General features: G+C 53.0%; 9 protein-coding genes. All 9 read left to right on the top strand.

What is annotated here, in order from left to right; all coding sequences use genetic code 11:
* Positions 1 to 189 precede the first annotated feature (189 nt).
* The 9 genes from BWI93_RS03630 to BWI93_RS03595 all read left to right on the top strand — a co-directional run bounded on the left by BWI93_RS03630 (position 190) and on the right by BWI93_RS03595 (position 15,249).
* On the top strand, positions 190 to 1,251 hold the full coding sequence (locus BWI93_RS03630) for a Gfo/Idh/MocA family protein (RefSeq protein ID WP_094808799.1): 1,062 nt from the start codon (positions 190 to 192) through the stop codon (positions 1,249 to 1,251).
* 54 nt (positions 1,252 to 1,305) lie between these two features.
* Positions 1,306 to 2,883, top strand: a complete 1,578-nt coding sequence (locus BWI93_RS03625; RefSeq protein ID WP_094808798.1) for a sodium/solute symporter — start codon at positions 1,306 to 1,308, stop codon at positions 2,881 to 2,883.
* 71 nt (positions 2,884 to 2,954) lie between these two features.
* Positions 2,955 to 4,271, top strand: coding sequence for a hypothetical protein (locus BWI93_RS28105; protein ID WP_217902223.1), 1,317 nt, complete (start codon positions 2,955 to 2,957; stop codon positions 4,269 to 4,271).
* Entirely contained in the window at positions 4,268 to 5,107 is an 840-nt protein-coding gene (locus BWI93_RS28100; protein WP_217902222.1) for an alpha-L-rhamnosidase C-terminal domain-containing protein, read from the top strand. Before BWI93_RS28105 ends, BWI93_RS28100 begins: the two co-directional genes overlap by 4 nt.
* 36 nt (positions 5,108 to 5,143) lie before the next feature.
* The gene (locus tag BWI93_RS03615) at positions 5,144 to 7,927 is read left to right on the top strand and encodes a family 78 glycoside hydrolase catalytic domain (protein WP_094808797.1); all 2,784 of its coding nucleotides are present in this window, start codon (positions 5,144 to 5,146) and stop codon (positions 7,925 to 7,927) included.
* Positions 7,928 to 8,136: 209 nt separating this feature from the next.
* Positions 8,137 to 9,240, top strand: coding sequence for a glycosylase (locus BWI93_RS03610; protein WP_094808796.1), 1,104 nt, complete (start codon positions 8,137 to 8,139; stop codon positions 9,238 to 9,240).
* Between the two features lie 171 nt (positions 9,241 to 9,411).
* On the top strand, positions 9,412 to 11,763 hold the full coding sequence (locus BWI93_RS03605) for a glycoside hydrolase family 2 TIM barrel-domain containing protein (protein WP_255157697.1): 2,352 nt from the start codon (positions 9,412 to 9,414) through the stop codon (positions 11,761 to 11,763).
* A 106-nt stretch (positions 11,764 to 11,869) separates the two neighbouring features.
* Positions 11,870 to 14,386, top strand: coding sequence for a glycosyl hydrolase (locus tag BWI93_RS03600; RefSeq protein ID WP_094808794.1), 2,517 nt, complete (start codon positions 11,870 to 11,872; stop codon positions 14,384 to 14,386).
* Positions 14,356 to 15,249, top strand: a complete 894-nt coding sequence (locus tag BWI93_RS03595; protein WP_094808793.1) for a glycosylhydrolase-like jelly roll fold domain-containing protein — start codon at positions 14,356 to 14,358, stop codon at positions 15,247 to 15,249. Before BWI93_RS03600 ends, BWI93_RS03595 begins: the two co-directional genes overlap by 31 nt.
* Positions 15,250 to 15,269: the final 20 nt, after the last annotated feature.

Below are 15,269 nucleotides of genomic sequence, written 5' to 3'. Positions count from 1 at the left end.
CAATGCGGTGGCCTGGAGCTAAGCTAGGCAGTTACGTAGAGGTCCAGCCTGGAAGGCTCACGGGCTACTAGCCAGCTAGTAAGGAGAACCAAACCCCGTTTAGGTGAATAACGAAGCTCTAAAAGGGCAAAGCTTTTGAATTGGGTCCAGGCAATCCAGAACAATAAAAAAAGATCTAAAAATACATCCATGTTGAAGCTAGGAATTTTAGGATTGGGCGAGGGCCGTAGCACCATGTCGGCAGCGTTGCAGAGTACAAAAATCGAACTCGTCAAAGTCTGTGATCAGAAGCTCGAACTCTGTCTGCAACGATCCAAGGAATTTGATTTTTACTCCTATACCACGCAGTATCAGGACTTGCTCGATGATCCGACCATCGATGCCATCGCCATTTATACCCCCGATAAATTTCACGCCGAGCATACCAAACAGGCCTTGCTGCACGGCAAGCACGTCATCTGTACCAAGCCCTTCATTGACGATCTGTCCAAAGCCAAAGAACTCATCGAACTGAGCGAGCAGACGGGTAAGAACGTCTTCGTTGGCCAAAGTTCCCGCTTCTTCGAGCCAATGAAAAAACAGCGGGCCGACTACGAAGCCGGACTCATTGGCGAGCTGATCACCATCGAAAGTTATTACCATGCCGACCACCGCTGGTTCTTAGACAAAGGCTGGTCGCTCGAAAACGCCTTCAAGTGGCTGTACGGTGGTCTGAGTCACCCCGTCGATTTCATTCGCTGGTACCTGCCCAACATCGAAGAGGTGATGGGTTATGGAATGCTTAGTTCAAATGGGAAAAAAGGCGGCCTCAAAAACGCCGATACCATGCACTTCATTTTCAGGGCTACGGACGGACGCATCGCCCGAGTTAGTGGAGCCTATACCGGACCCGTACAGCCCGTCACCCGCGATAGCGAAATGAGCTGCATCCTGCGGGGTACGGAAGGCTGTAGTCAGGGGGATTACATGGATTTGCGGTACGCCATCACCGACAAAACCGGCGAAGAACGCATCCTGACCTGGGAGCACAAACTCAAGCACTACTTCCGGTTTGAGGGAAAAAGTCATCACGCGGGCGAATACCAGAACTACCTCGAATACTTCGCCGACTGCCTGGAAAGCGGACAAACGGCCTATCCCGATGTAAAAGAAGGCATCGGAACCGTGGCCTTGCTACAGGCAATGGACCAGTCCCTGCAAACGGGAAAACCCGTAAAAGTGGCGGATTTGCTGCGTGAGCACGGACTTTAACCTTCATTCCCGATTTCCCGAAAAACGATCATTTTCCGGGAAGTTAATCTTTGTATGAACAACATCATTGACCGCTTAACGCTGCTGGACTACGGGATTGTGGCGGCTTACGTCCTGATTTTAGCTTTCATCGGTTTTAGATCCAGCGTAAGCAAAAAATCGGCGGATGAAGAAACGCTTTTTCTGGCGAACAAATCGCTGGGCTGGGCGAGTATTGGCTTCAACATGTGGGGGACCAATGTCGGGCCGTCGATGCTGCTGGCCTTCGCGAGTATCGGGTATAGCACGGGGATCGTCGCCATTAATTTTGACTGGTATGCCTTCGTTTTTCTCTTTCTGCTGGCGATTGTTTTCGCTCCGAAATACCTAGCCGCCAACGTCAGTACCATGCCCGAATTCATGGGTCAGCGATACGGCGAATCCACGCAAACCATCCTGGCCTGGTATGCCCTCATCAAGATTCTGATTTCCTGGCTTTCCCTCGGCCTGTTCGCCGGCGGGTTTCTGGTACGACAGATTCTGGGCTTACCCATGGGGCCGTCGGTGGTAGTACTGGTCGCTTTTGCCGGACTGTTTGCGTATACGGGCGGGCTAAAAGCCATTGCTCGCGTCAACGTTTTTCAGATGCTGTTGCTGATCGGCGTATCGCTGACATTGACCCTATTGGGAATTCAGAAAGTCGGCGGACTGGAAGCCGTTTATGCCCAAGCCCCCGCCGATTACTGGAGCCTGATTCATCCCGCCGACGATCCGAAATATCCCTGGTATGCCATCCTGCTGGGTTATCCGGTAGCGGCCATTGCCTTCTTCTGTACCGATCAGGCGATGGTCCAGTCGGTACTGGGAGCCCGCAATCTGGAGCAGGGACAACTGGGCGTCAACTTCATCGGCTGGCTGAAAATCCTTTCGTTGCCGCTGTTTATTCTGCCCGGCATTCTCTGTTACATTCTGTTCCCGAACCTCAAGGATCCGGCCGAGGCGTACATGACGATGGTGACCAACCTCTTCCCGCCCGGATTGAACGGACTGGTCATTGTAGTGCTGATTGCTGTCCTGGTCGGTACGATTGGCTCGTCGCTGAATTCGCTGAGTACGGTGTTCACGATGGATGTGTACGCCCGAAAAATCAACCCTTCGGCTACCAACAAAGACCTGATTCGGGTAGGCCGTCTGACGGTGATTGCGGGCTGCCTGTTTGCCGTAGGCATGGCCCTGGCCATTGACAGTATCAAAGGACTGAACCTGTTCGACGTGTTTCAATCCGTACTGGGTTTCATTGCTCCGCCCCTGGCCGTCGTCTTTCTGCTGACGGTATTCTGGAAGCGAACCACGCGACTGGCCGTCAACACCGTTTTATCGGCTGGTTCGGTATTCAGCCTCGGCGTCGGCATTGTGTATCTGTGGGTATTACCGCCCGACCGCTACGATTTCTGGCCGCATTACCTGTTGCTTTCGTTTCTGATTTTCGTAAGCCTGCTGGTGCTGGCGATGCTGATTTCCGTACTGGATCGAAACCCGACGGTTTATCAGGTCAATACCACACAGGTGGTAGTCAAACCCACGCCCAAAGTCTGGGCGGCCTGGATTGCTCTGATGATTACGATGCTGACGCTGTATCTGCTGTTTCGATAGCAACAGAAGCTGGGTTAAAGTAAACTAGTGCAAGAGTCTGTAGTACTGACGGATTAACATTTTTGATTCAAATGAAAAAGAACCTCTTCCTCCTAAGCCTGCTCCTGATGAACGTTTCGGTATTCGCTCAGGCGACCTGGATCTGGTATCCCGGCGATTACGAAATCTGGCTGGGGAACCAGATGCAGAATCGACGTACGGAACGCACGACTTTTATGCCGCCGTTCTGGAAGCTAGATAGTCATTACAACCTCATGGATTTCCACAAGGAATTTACCCTGAGTCAACCGGAAGAAGTGGAGCTTTTTGTGGAAGGCCGGTATAATGTCAAGCTCGACGGCAAGATTCTCACGGGCTATCCCAAACGCATTACGGTACCCGCCGGAAAGCATAAAATCAACCTCAAAGTCTTCAATCAGGCCCACGTTCCGGCTGTTTTCGTTCGTGGAAAAACCATCCAGTCCGACGCTTCCTGGCTGGTGACATTCGAGGATAAAGAATGGATTGATGAAACGGGAAAAGCCTCCGACCAGTCGGGAACGACCTGGTTACAGGCGGGTTCCTGGAACTTCAACGATCCGCTTGTACCGCCTTCGCAATTCAAACTGAATACGAAAGAAGAAAACCCCGTGACGGTCGATAAGCAGGCGAAGTCATTTTTACTGGATTTTGGGAAAGAAACCTTTGGTTTCCTGAAGCTGAAAGGGCTGACGGGTCAGGGAAACGTCCGGATTTATTACGGCGAATCGAAGGAAGAAGCTCTGGCAACGGAGACCTGCGAAACCACGGATTTTCTGGAAATCAACCAATCCGCCAAACGCGACTCGGTGATGGAACTGACCAAAGCCTTTCGGTACGTCAACGTGCAGTTTGACGGCAGTGTGGCCATCGACGGCGTTTCCATGCTTTACGAATTCCTGCCCGTTACGGAGCGGGGCGGCTTCCGTTGTTCCGACGAAGAAATCAATAAAATTTACGACGTTGCTCTCTATACGCTTCATCTGAATACCCGGGAATTTTTCATCGACGGCATCAAACGTGACCGCTGGATCTGGTCGGGCGACGCCTCCCAGAGTTACCTGATGAATTATTATTCCTTCTTCGATTCGCCGTCCGTGGCTCGTACCATGCTGGCCTTACGCGGCAAAGACCCCGTAACGAGCCACATCAATACCATCATGGACTACACCTTTTACTGGTTCATCAGCATTTACGATTACCACCAGTTTACGGGCGACAAAACCTTCATCCAGCAGTTTTATCCCCGGATGAAAAGTCTGATGGATTACTGTCTGACCCGGCGGAATAAAAACGGGTTGCTGGAAGGCTTGTCCGGCGACTGGGTTTTTATCGACTGGGCGGAGGGACTGAGCAAAAAGGAGAGGTGAGTTTCGAGCAACTACTCTTCGCCCGAAGTCTGGAAACGATGGCCTTGTGTGCCGGAATCGTGAACCATGCTGAGGACGCCAGTCAGTATGCTCAACTGGCCAAAGAAGTAAAAGGCAAGCTCTTTCAATACTACTGGAATTCCGAAAAACACGCTCTGGTACACAGCCGGGTAGACGGCGTTTCAACTCCGCACGTGACCCGGTACGCGAATATGTTCGCCGTCTTTTTCGATTACCTCAACCCCGCCCAGAAACAGGAAGTCAAGCAACACGTGTTACTGAACAATCAGGTGCCGAAAATTACAACGCCGTACATGCGTTTTTACGAGCTGGAAGCCCTGTGTGCCCTGGGCGAGCAACCGTACGTAACCAAAGAAATGAAAGATTACTGGGGCGGAATGCTCAAACTCGGAGCGACCTCTTTCTGGGAAGAATACAATCCGGACAAAAAAGGAGCCGAACATTATGCCATGTACGGTCGCGAGTTTGGCAAGAGCCTGTGTCACGCCTGGGGAGCCAGCCCGTTGTACCTGCTGGGCAAGTATTATCTGGGCGTAAAACCGACCGCCCCGGCGTATCAGACCTATCTGATTGAGCCGAATCTGGGTGGCCTGCAGTGGATCGAAGGAAAAGTGCCGACGCCGCAGGGGGAAGTAGAGGTGTATTGTAGTGGCAAAGAAATCAAGGTGACGGGTGCCGCCGGAACGGGTACGCTTCGCTTCAAAAGCAAAAAGAAACCCACCAGCAAGCAGGGCGAAATCCGTTTAACCGGGGCTGGTTCCTACGAAATGACGATTGAAAAAGGGAAAAGTTATCGGGTGAGTTACTCGCTGTAGAATTTGGTTGTTTGTTCATCGGTATTGGTTGTTGACATGATTGGTTATCGACGGTTTTTTCTAGTTTTATTCAGTATCCTAAGTGGGGCATTTTTCGAGCTTTCTGCTCAATCCTTGCGGGTGGTGAACCTGCGGTGCGAGTACCGAACGGAACCCCTGGGCGTTCAAAGCAAACATCCGGCCCTGAGCTGGCAATTGTCAGCCGATACCCGGAATGTCCGGCAGGGAGCGTATCAGATTCTGGTGGCCGATTCGGAAGAGGCCTTAAGTCGTCAGCAGGGTACGTACTGGGACTCGGGAAAAATCGCGTCTGATTCGTCTCTTCAAATCATCTATCGGGGAAAACCCTTGCAGGCCACCCGAACGTATTACTGGAAAGTAAAAGTGTGGGACACCCAACAGCACTCGTCCGAATGGTCGGCCCCGGCTTCCTGGCATATGGGTTTGCTCACGCCCGTTGACTGGAAGGATAGTCAGTGGATCGGATACGAGAAACTGGCCGATTCGCTGGTAAATCCGCTGCCCCGGGATGATGTGAAGGATAAAGTGACGGGAAGTAACGTCCTGCCGCTGTTCCGGAAAGCCTTCGTTCTACGGAAACCCCTTCGAAAAGCAACGGCCTACGTCTGTGGACTGGGCCACTTCGAAATGAGCCTGAACGGGAAAAAGGTAAGCGATCACTTCCTCGATCCGGGCTGGACCAAATACGACCGAGAAGCCCAGTACGTGACGTTCGATGTGACCAACCAGTTGCAAAAAGGCGAAAACGTCATCGGGGTTATGCTGGGCAATGGCTTTTACTACGTGCCGCCCGTGAAAAGTCGTTTCCGAAAACTCAAAGTACAGTTCGGGTATCCCAAGCTCATCGCTCGGCTGCAACTGGCGTACGCGGATGGTTCAACGGAAGATATTGTCACGAATGATTCCTGGAAAACGGCACCATCCCCCCTTACGTTTTCCAGCATTTACGGCGGGGAAAATTACGACGCCCGCCTCGAGCAAGTCGGTTGGGACAGTGCTGGTTTCAACGATACGTCCTGGAAGAAACCGATACGCGTAACGGGTTCACCCGTACTCACCCTCCAACTACAGGAACCGCTGAAAGTAGCCGACGTATTCACGGCAAAATCGTTGACGAAAACGAAAACGGGCGAGTGGTTATACGACTTTGGACAAAATTTCTCCGGGATTATTTATTTGAAAGTCCGGGGCAATAAAGGCGATACGGTGCGGATTTATCCGGCCGAATTACTGAAAGACGGCCTCATTACCCAGCGAACGACGGGCGGACCGTATTACTTCGAATACATTCTGAAAGGACAGGGCGTCGAAACCTGGCAACCTCGGTTCTCGTACTATGGCTTCCGGTACGTACAGATGCGGGGTGGCGTACCCACCAGGCAGGACAACCCGGATGGACAACCCGAAATCCTGGAATTACGGGGCTTACATACGCGAAACGTGGCCCCGAATACGGGCACGTTCGTAAGTTCCAATCTACTCTTCAATCAAACCCATACGCTGATCGACTGGGCCATCAAGAGTAACATGGCGAGTGTATTTACGGACTGCCCGCACCGCGAAAAACTCGGCTGGCTGGAGCAGGTACACCTCATGGGCGGCTCGGTTCGGTATCCGTATGACATTGCGTTGTTGCTGAAAAAGTCCATTCAGGATATGAAAGCCTCGCAGCTGGCGAATGGACTGATTCCGGAAATCGCCCCGGAGTACGTGGAATTTCACTGGGGTGACGGCATTTTCCGCGATTCGCCGGAGTGGGGGAGCAGTGCCATTCTCGCTCCCTGGTATCTCTATCAGTGGTACGGTGAGAAAAGCGAACTGGCGGCGAGTTACCCGATGATGCAACGCTACATTCAATACCTGGGTACGAAAGCGAAAAATCATATTCTCTCGCAGGGCTTAGGCGACTGGTATGACTTGGGACCCAAACCGCCGGGAACTTCGCAGCTGACACCCATGGGCGTAACGGGTACGGCCATGTACTACTACGACCTGATGATTCTTCAACAGATCGCTACGTTACTGAACAAACCGCAGGATGCAGCGGCGTATCAGGCCTTGGCCGGAACAGTGAAAAAGGCTTTCAATGATACCTTCTTCAACCCTCAAACCAAGCAGTACGCCACCAACAGTCAAACGGCCAATGCCATGGCGGTGTACATGAAACTGGTGGAGGAGCAGGACAAAGCGGCGGTGATCGAACACATCATTCAGGATATTAAACGTCGGAAGAATGGGCTGACTGCCGGTGATATTGGCTACCGCTACCTGCTCCGGGTACTGGAAGACGCGGGCCGCTCGGATGTGATTTTCGATATGAACAGCCGCAGTGATGTGCCCGGCTACGGCTATCAGTTGGCGAAAGGAGCGACGGCTCTGACGGAATCCTGGGAGGCCTTGCCCACATCGTCGAACAACCATTTTATGCTGGGCCATTTGATGGAATGGCTCTACGCCGGACTGGCCGGAATCAAGCAGGAGGCATCATCGGTTGCCTTTAAACAAATCGTCATCGAACCGCAACCCGTCGGCGATATAACGCAGGCCAAAGCGACGTATCAGTCCCCGTACGGCTTGATTGTTAGTGACTGGAAGAAATCCGGGAATACGTTTGAACTGAACGTAGAGATTCCGGTCAATACGACGGCTACGCTGGTGCTTCCCACCTCGGACCCGCGTACGCTAACCGAAAGCAATCGACCCATTCAGGAAGTAAAAGAAATTAAAATACTGGGCCTCGTGGAAGGCAAAACGAAAGTAATCGTAGGCTCAGGACGCTATCGGTTGGTAAGTCAGTAGTTAAATCTATAGACCGCATAACTACCAATCGCTAGCCTTTGCAAACGTCACTGGTTCGGACGAAGCTGTAAGGCTGGTGATTCGGAGAAGACATAGGCTGGCGGCAATTTCATACAATCTTTAGAAAAAATGATAGAGAATACTGCGGATTTACGCCTTTAGTTTTGTAACGTTCAAAGAAGTAACTGCACAAAACAGGTCTTTTTCGCATGATTCGTACGCCGCTGATTCTACTATATTCGCTTCTTGCCTCGATTGCCTTTGCCCAGAAAACCAGTGTCCCTGCAACGGAAATGCAGCAGTTGTACGACGAAGTCAAAACGCCCTACAAGTACGGTCTGGTAATGGTCACGGAGGATGATTCCAAAAAGATGGATTGTCCCACCGTGTTCCGGAAGGGTAAGAACTGGTACATGACCTATTTGCAGTACGACGGTCGCGGGTACGAAACCTGGCTAGCCGAAAGTAAAGACCTCCTGCACTGGGAAAACAAAGGGCGTCTCTTATCCTTCTCCGCCGATACGACGCTGTGGGACGCTCACCAGAAAGCCGGATACAACGCCCTGCAGGATACGGAATGGGGTGGGAGCTATGAATTGAAAGCCTATCAGAACAAATACTGGATGTCGTATATCGGAGGGAATGGCCGGGGCTACGAAGCGGGTGATTTATCCATCGGTATGGCCTATACAACGAAAGAACCTACCCAGGTACACGAATGGCAACGGTTTCCTAAACCCCTGTTCACGGCTAAAGACCCCGATACCCGCTGGTGGGAAAATCGCAAGCTGTTTAAAAGCTCGGTCATCGAGGATCCGCAAAAGCTGACGGGGCATCGCTTTGTGATGTACTACAACGCCAATGGTGATTCGGCAAAAAATAACCTGAAAACCCGCTGGTTCGAACGCATCGGTATGGCCCTCTCTGACGATATGGAGCATTGGCAACGCTTTGAACCAGAGCCCGTTCTCCAGCATCCGGTCGGTATCACGGGCGATGCGGTTCTCCAGAAAATCAAAGACACCTGGGTGATGTTTTATTTTGGAGCCTTCTGGAAAGATCAGAAAGCTCAAGGGTTTAACCGTTTTGCTGCGTCCAAAGACCTCGTGCACTGGACCGACTGGACGGGCCCCAATCTAATCGAGCCTTCCGAACCCTACGATGCATTATACGCTCACAAATCGTTCGTTCTCAAGCACCAGGGCGTCGTGTATCATTTCTACTGTGCGGTGAATAAGAAAGATCAGCGGGGAATCGCCGTCGCTACTTCGAAAGATGTAGGAAAGAGTGAAAAAGAATTTGCGAAAAAGTAAGGTTAGAGGGATTCCCGGACAATCCCGGTATGTTCCCCGAATTGCATCCGGGACTAATCACATGCAAGCCCTCCGGGCTTAGGTCGAGAGGGTCGAATAAGCCCGGAGGGCTTCCACTTAAATAGCCCCGGATGCCATCCGGGGTACTGGTATGAAATACGTATTCATTTTTTGTCGCTAATCTGTCTTCAAACCTACGCCCAGGTTTCCCCCCGACAAGTCGAGTCATTCAATAAAGACTGGACGTTGGTACTTGCGGATGTGCCCGAGGCCAGAGAAGTCCGTTTCCAGCATCCCAAAAGCCAGTCCGTTACCCTGCCCCACGACTGGAGTATCAGCGGTCAATTCAGCAAAGATCACCTGACTACCACGCAGGGCGGAGCCTTACCGACAGGTATCGGCTGGTACCGCAAAACGTTTACCGTGCCCGTTACCGCTCAGGGAAAACGCGTGTCCATCGAATTCGACGGCGTACACCGCAACAGCGAAGTCTGGATTAACGGACACTCCCTGGGCGTTCGGCCAAGTGGGTACAGCTCCTTTCAGTACGACCTGACACCGCATTTGAAGTTTGGTACAGAACCTAACGTCATCGCCGTTCGCGTCGATAATTCCGTTCAGCCGAATTCCCGCTGGTACACGGGTTCCGGGATTTACCGAAATGTTCGGCTAGTCACCACTTCGCCTACGCACATCCGTCCCTGGGGCGTGTTCGTAACGACGCCGAACGTGACCGCTCAGCAGGCTCAGGTGCAGGTGCAGACGCAGGTCTCGGGCGGCGATCGACTGGTGCAAACCATTCTGGACGCGGCGGGGAAGGTAATCGCTACCCAACAGGCCAAGAATGTTCAAAAGCCCATTTCGTTAACGCTTGCCAAACCCACCCGCTGGTCCATCGAAAACCCGTATCTGTACACCTTGCGGACGCAGTTGTATCAGAACAATCAACTGGTGGATCAGGTGGAAACGCCTTTTGGCGTGCGGTCTTTTCGTTTCGATGCCAGCAAAGGCTTTTACCTGAACGATCAGCCGACGAAGATTCTGGGCGTATGCCTGCACCACGATCTCGGAGCCCTCGGAGCGGCCGTCCACGTGCGGGCCATGGAGCGGCAGCTGGAACTACTGAAAGCCATGGGCTGCAACGCCATCCGTACCTCGCACAATCCCCCCGCTCCGGAGTTTCTGGACCTGTGTGACCGGATGGGTTTTCTGGTGATGGATGAAGCGTTTGATATGTGGAAGAAGAAAAAGTCCGCGAAAGATTATTCCATGTTCTGGGATCAGGAACACCGCCGGGATCTGGAAGATCTGGTGAAACGCGACCGTAATCACCCCTCCATCATCCTCTGGAGCATCGGCAATGAGATTCGGGAGCAATTTGATTCCACGGGTACCACCCTTGCGAAAGAGCTGGTACAGATCGTTAAAAACCTAGATACCAGCCGTCCGGTAACGTCGGCGTTGACGGAAAACATTCCTGAGAAAAACTTCATTTATCAGTCGAAAGCCCTCGATATACTGGGCTTCAACTACAAACACGAAGCCTACGCCGATCTGCCCAAAACCTTTCCCCATCAGCTTTTCCTGCCTTCCGAAACCGTTTCAGGCCTGCAAACCCGGGGCGACTATATCATGCCCTCGGACTCCCTGCAACTCTGGCCCCGCAGCGGCCGATCGAAACTGGTGGAGGGGAATATCGACTTTACGGCTTCGGCCTACGATAACGTATTCGCGTACTGGGGTTCCACGCACGAAGACGTCTGGAAAGTCATCAAAAAATACCCGCATCTGGCGGGATGTTTCGTCTGGTCGGGTTTTGATTTTCTGGGCGAACCGCACCCGTATCCCTGGCCCGCCCGCAGCTCGTACTACGGCATTATTGACCTAGCGGGCTTTCCGAAAGATGTGTATTACATGTATCAGTCGGAATGGACCAATACGCCGATGTTACACCTGTTTCCGCACTGGAACTGGGAGAAAAACCAGACCGTGGACGTCTGGGCCTACTACAACCAGGCCGACGAAGTGGAACTGTTCCTGAACGGAAAATCACTCGGTACCCAAAAGAAAACGGACGATCGCCTGCACGTGCAATGGCGAGTGAAGTACGAACCCGGAACCCTGAAAGCCGTTTCCCGGAAAAATGGTCAAACGGTTCTGACCAAAGAAATCAATACCGCCGGAAAAGCTGCCCGAATCGAACTGGTGGCCGATCGCAAAGAGCTGACCGCTGACGGAAAAGATTTGTCCTTTGTTACCGTTCGAATCCTGGATGAACAGGGCAATCTGGTACCGAATGCCGGGCATCTGGTGCACTTTGATCTCGAAGGCGAAGGAACGCTTGCGGGCGTTGACAACGGTTTCCCGGCGAGCACGGAACCCTTTCAGGCCTCGTACCACCGGGCTTACAATGGCCTGTGTCTGGCCATCATTCGTACCCACGAAAAGGCAGGGACCATTCGGCTGAAAGCTTCCGCAGAAGGCTTGAAGGGATCGGAAATCGTGTTGCAGGCAAAAGAATAATAGCGTTCTTTTCCAAGGAATAAAACTTAAAATCCGTCTTTCCTCTAAAGCGTTCGGGCCTTTAGAAAAAGGCGAAGGTTTTGGGTTGATACCGTAATTTACTTGTATGAGGCTTATCCGTTTTCCGAAATTACTCTTCACTATATGCTGGCTCCTCAGCACGGCAGGTTTTGCCCAGTCGGGCAGCGGGTTGACGCAACTCGTGCCGAATCCGCCTTCATCGGCCAAACCCTGGGTATTCTGGTACTGGATGCAGGCGGGTGTTTCAAAAGAAGGCATCACTGCCGATCTGGAAGCCATGCAGGCGGCGGGGATCGGGGGGGCGTACCTGATGCCGATTCAGGGAGCGAAGAATCCGCCCGTGTACACACCCGTAGCCGAACAACTCACGCCGCACTGGTGGGATCTGGTACGCCACGCCATGCAGGAAGCCAAACGGCTGAAGCTGGAGATGGGCATGCACGTGAGCGATGGTTTTGCTCTGGCCGGAGGACCCTGGATTACGCCGGAATTATCGATGCAGAAAGTGGTATACGCCACGACGCAGGTGCAGGGGAATCAGCCATTTTCGGGCGTGTTGCCGCAACCGCCCACGCAGGAAAACTACTACAAGGATATTGCGGTGTTCGCCATTCCCGCCTCACCTACGATCGCTTCCAAACCAGTGATAACTTCCAGTCAGTCCGGAAGCTCTCCGCAGTTTTTGATTGATCCCACCAACAAGCAGGCCTTCCGAAGCGATACCGTCTGCTGGATTCAGTACGCGTATGAGCAGCCCGTTACGGTTCGGTCATTACTGGTGCGAACGCCCGGCAATAACGTACAGGCTCATCGCCTGAAACTGGAAGCGAGTAACGATGGTAAAACCTTCCGACCCGTGACGCAGCTACAGCCGCCCCGGCACGGCTGGCAGGATACCGACGCGGATGTCACCCACGCCATTCCGACGACTACGGCCCGGTATTTTCGTTTCATTTCCGACAAAAAAGGCTCGGAACCGGGGGCCGAAGACCTGGACGCGGCGAAATGGAAACCTACGCTAAAGCTTACCGGACTAGCATTATCCGCCGAGCCCAAAATTCATCAGTATGAGGGAAAATCGGCTCTGGTCTGGCGGGTGAGTCCGCGTTCGACGGAGCAGCAGCTTCCCCGGGAATTATGCGTACCGCTGAACAAAATCATTAACTTGACGGGTAAACTCAAGGCCGATGGCCGACTGGACTGGCAGGCTCCTGCCGGTACCTGGACGATCATCCGGATGGGCCATACCTCCACCGGACACACCAACGCCACCGCCGGAGCCGGCAAGGGACTGGAATGTGACAAATTCAACCCGCAGGCCATTACGCTGCAATTCAATCGCTGGTTTGGCGAAGCCCAGCGGCAGATTGGGCCGAGTAAGGACGTGTTGAAAGTACTGCACGTGGATAGCTGGGAATGCGGGAGTCAGAACTGGTCGGTCACGTTTCCGGCGGAATTTAAAAAACGCCGGGGCTACGATCTACTGCCGTACCTGCCCGTGCTGGCGGGGATTCCGCTGGTATCGGCCGAGACGTCCGAACAGGTGCTGTACGACCTGCGGCGAACGGTAGCGGAACTGGTCGTGGACAAATTCTATACCACCCTGGCCGGACTAGCGAAACAGCACGGCGTACAGTTTTCAGCGGAAAGCGTGGCTCCGACGATGACGAGTGATGGACTGGCTCATTACCGGAAGGTCGATATTCCGATGGGCGAATTCTGGCTAAATAGTCCCACGCACGATAAACCCAACGACATGCTCGACGCCACGTCGGCAGCTCACATTTATGGCAAGAATATTGTACAGGCCGAGGGCTTTACCACCGTTCGCATGGATTGGTCGGAGCATCCCGGCATGCTCAAAACCTTGCAGGATCGAAATTATGCCCTGGGAATCAATAAACTGGTCTATCACGTTTTCTCACACAATCCCTGGCTGGATCGCAAACCCGGCATGACGCTTGACGGTGTAGGACTGTACTTTCAACGCGATCAAACCTGGTGGAAACCCGGTCGGGCCTGGGTGGAGTACGCCCGGCGTTGCCAGACCTTACTACAACTGGGAAAACCCGTGGCGGATATAGCCGTGTTTACGGGCGACGACTTGCCCCGGCGTTCGGTATTGCCCGACCGACTGGTGAACACCTTACCGGGTATTTTCGGCAGCGAACGGGTACAGAGCGAGGCCCGGAGACTGGCGAATACAGGCGAACCCTTACGCGTCAAACCCCTGGGCGTATCGCATTCGGCCAACATGGCGGATCCCGAACACTGGGTTGATCCCCTGCGGGGCTACGCCTACGACTCATTCAGTGCCGATGCGTTGACCCGACTGGCTACCGTAAGCGATTCCAGCGTACGTTTTGCTCCGGGTACGGCGTATCGGATTGTGGTCGTTCCCGGCAGGCATCCACTGAACGTAAATCAGCCTTTCGTAACCCCCGAAACGGCTAACAAGCTGGTTGCTCTGGCGAAAGCCGGAGCCACCGTGTTGATCGAAGATCAGGCTTTTTTTCCGCCGGAAAAGGACCGAAAGAGGTTAGTAATGAATTATGGGAAGGGCGTTTTGAAATGGAAAATGGGCTGGTTGCCAAGACGTTAGGCAAAGGCCGGGTCATTCAATTGCCTTATGAACTGGAATCTTTCGCGTCGCTGGGAATTGAACGGGATGTAGCGTTTACAGAGACGAACGGTACATACGCTAAAGACCTCGCCTGGACGCACCGCCGCAGTGCTGACATGGATCTGTATTTTATTGGAAATCAGCAGGAAAAAGTACGGGAAATTACGGCTTCTTTCCGGGTGCGGGGCAAAAAACCCGAACTATACGATGCCGTCACTGACGAACTCCTGAACGCCGATCAGTGGCGAATGCACCCCAACCGGACGGAAGTAACGCTTCGTCTGGAGCCGAATGCTTCGGTATTCGTCATTTTCCGAAAACCGACGAAGCAAAACGAAGGTACGGGTCAGGTGGCAAAGGAATCACAACGCGTACAAACCCTGTCACAACCCTGGCAGGTACAGTTTGATCCGGCGTTCGGCGGCCCCGCCCAAACTCAAACTTTCGCTACACTTAGCGATTGGAGTCAGCATGCCGACTCGTCCATTCGGTACTATTCGGGTACGGCTACGTATACGCAAACCTTTCAGTGGTCAGATCAAAAAGGTCGCTACTGGCTGGATTTGGGGAAAGTAGCCAATATGGCTGAGGTGAAGCTTAATGGCCAATCCTGCGGCGTAGCATGGACGTTTCCGTACCGCGTTGAACTCACGTCATACCTCAAAGCCGGAGAAAATCAATTGCAAATTGAAGTGAGTAATACCTGGGCGAATCGGCTCATGGGTGACCATCGGTTGCCCGAAAAACAACGCATCACTACTACCACCGCCCCGTACCGACTGGAGGGCAGACCGTTACTGGAGGCGGGCTTGCGGGGACCAGTACAGATTATCACTCGATAGGAATTGGCTGAAGCGTTCAC

The organism is Siphonobacter sp. BAB-5385 (assembly GCF_002261125.1).
Taxonomy (GTDB): domain Bacteria; phylum Bacteroidota; class Bacteroidia; order Cytophagales; family Spirosomataceae; genus Siphonobacter.
This window is presented reverse-complemented; position numbering and strand designations above follow the sequence as displayed.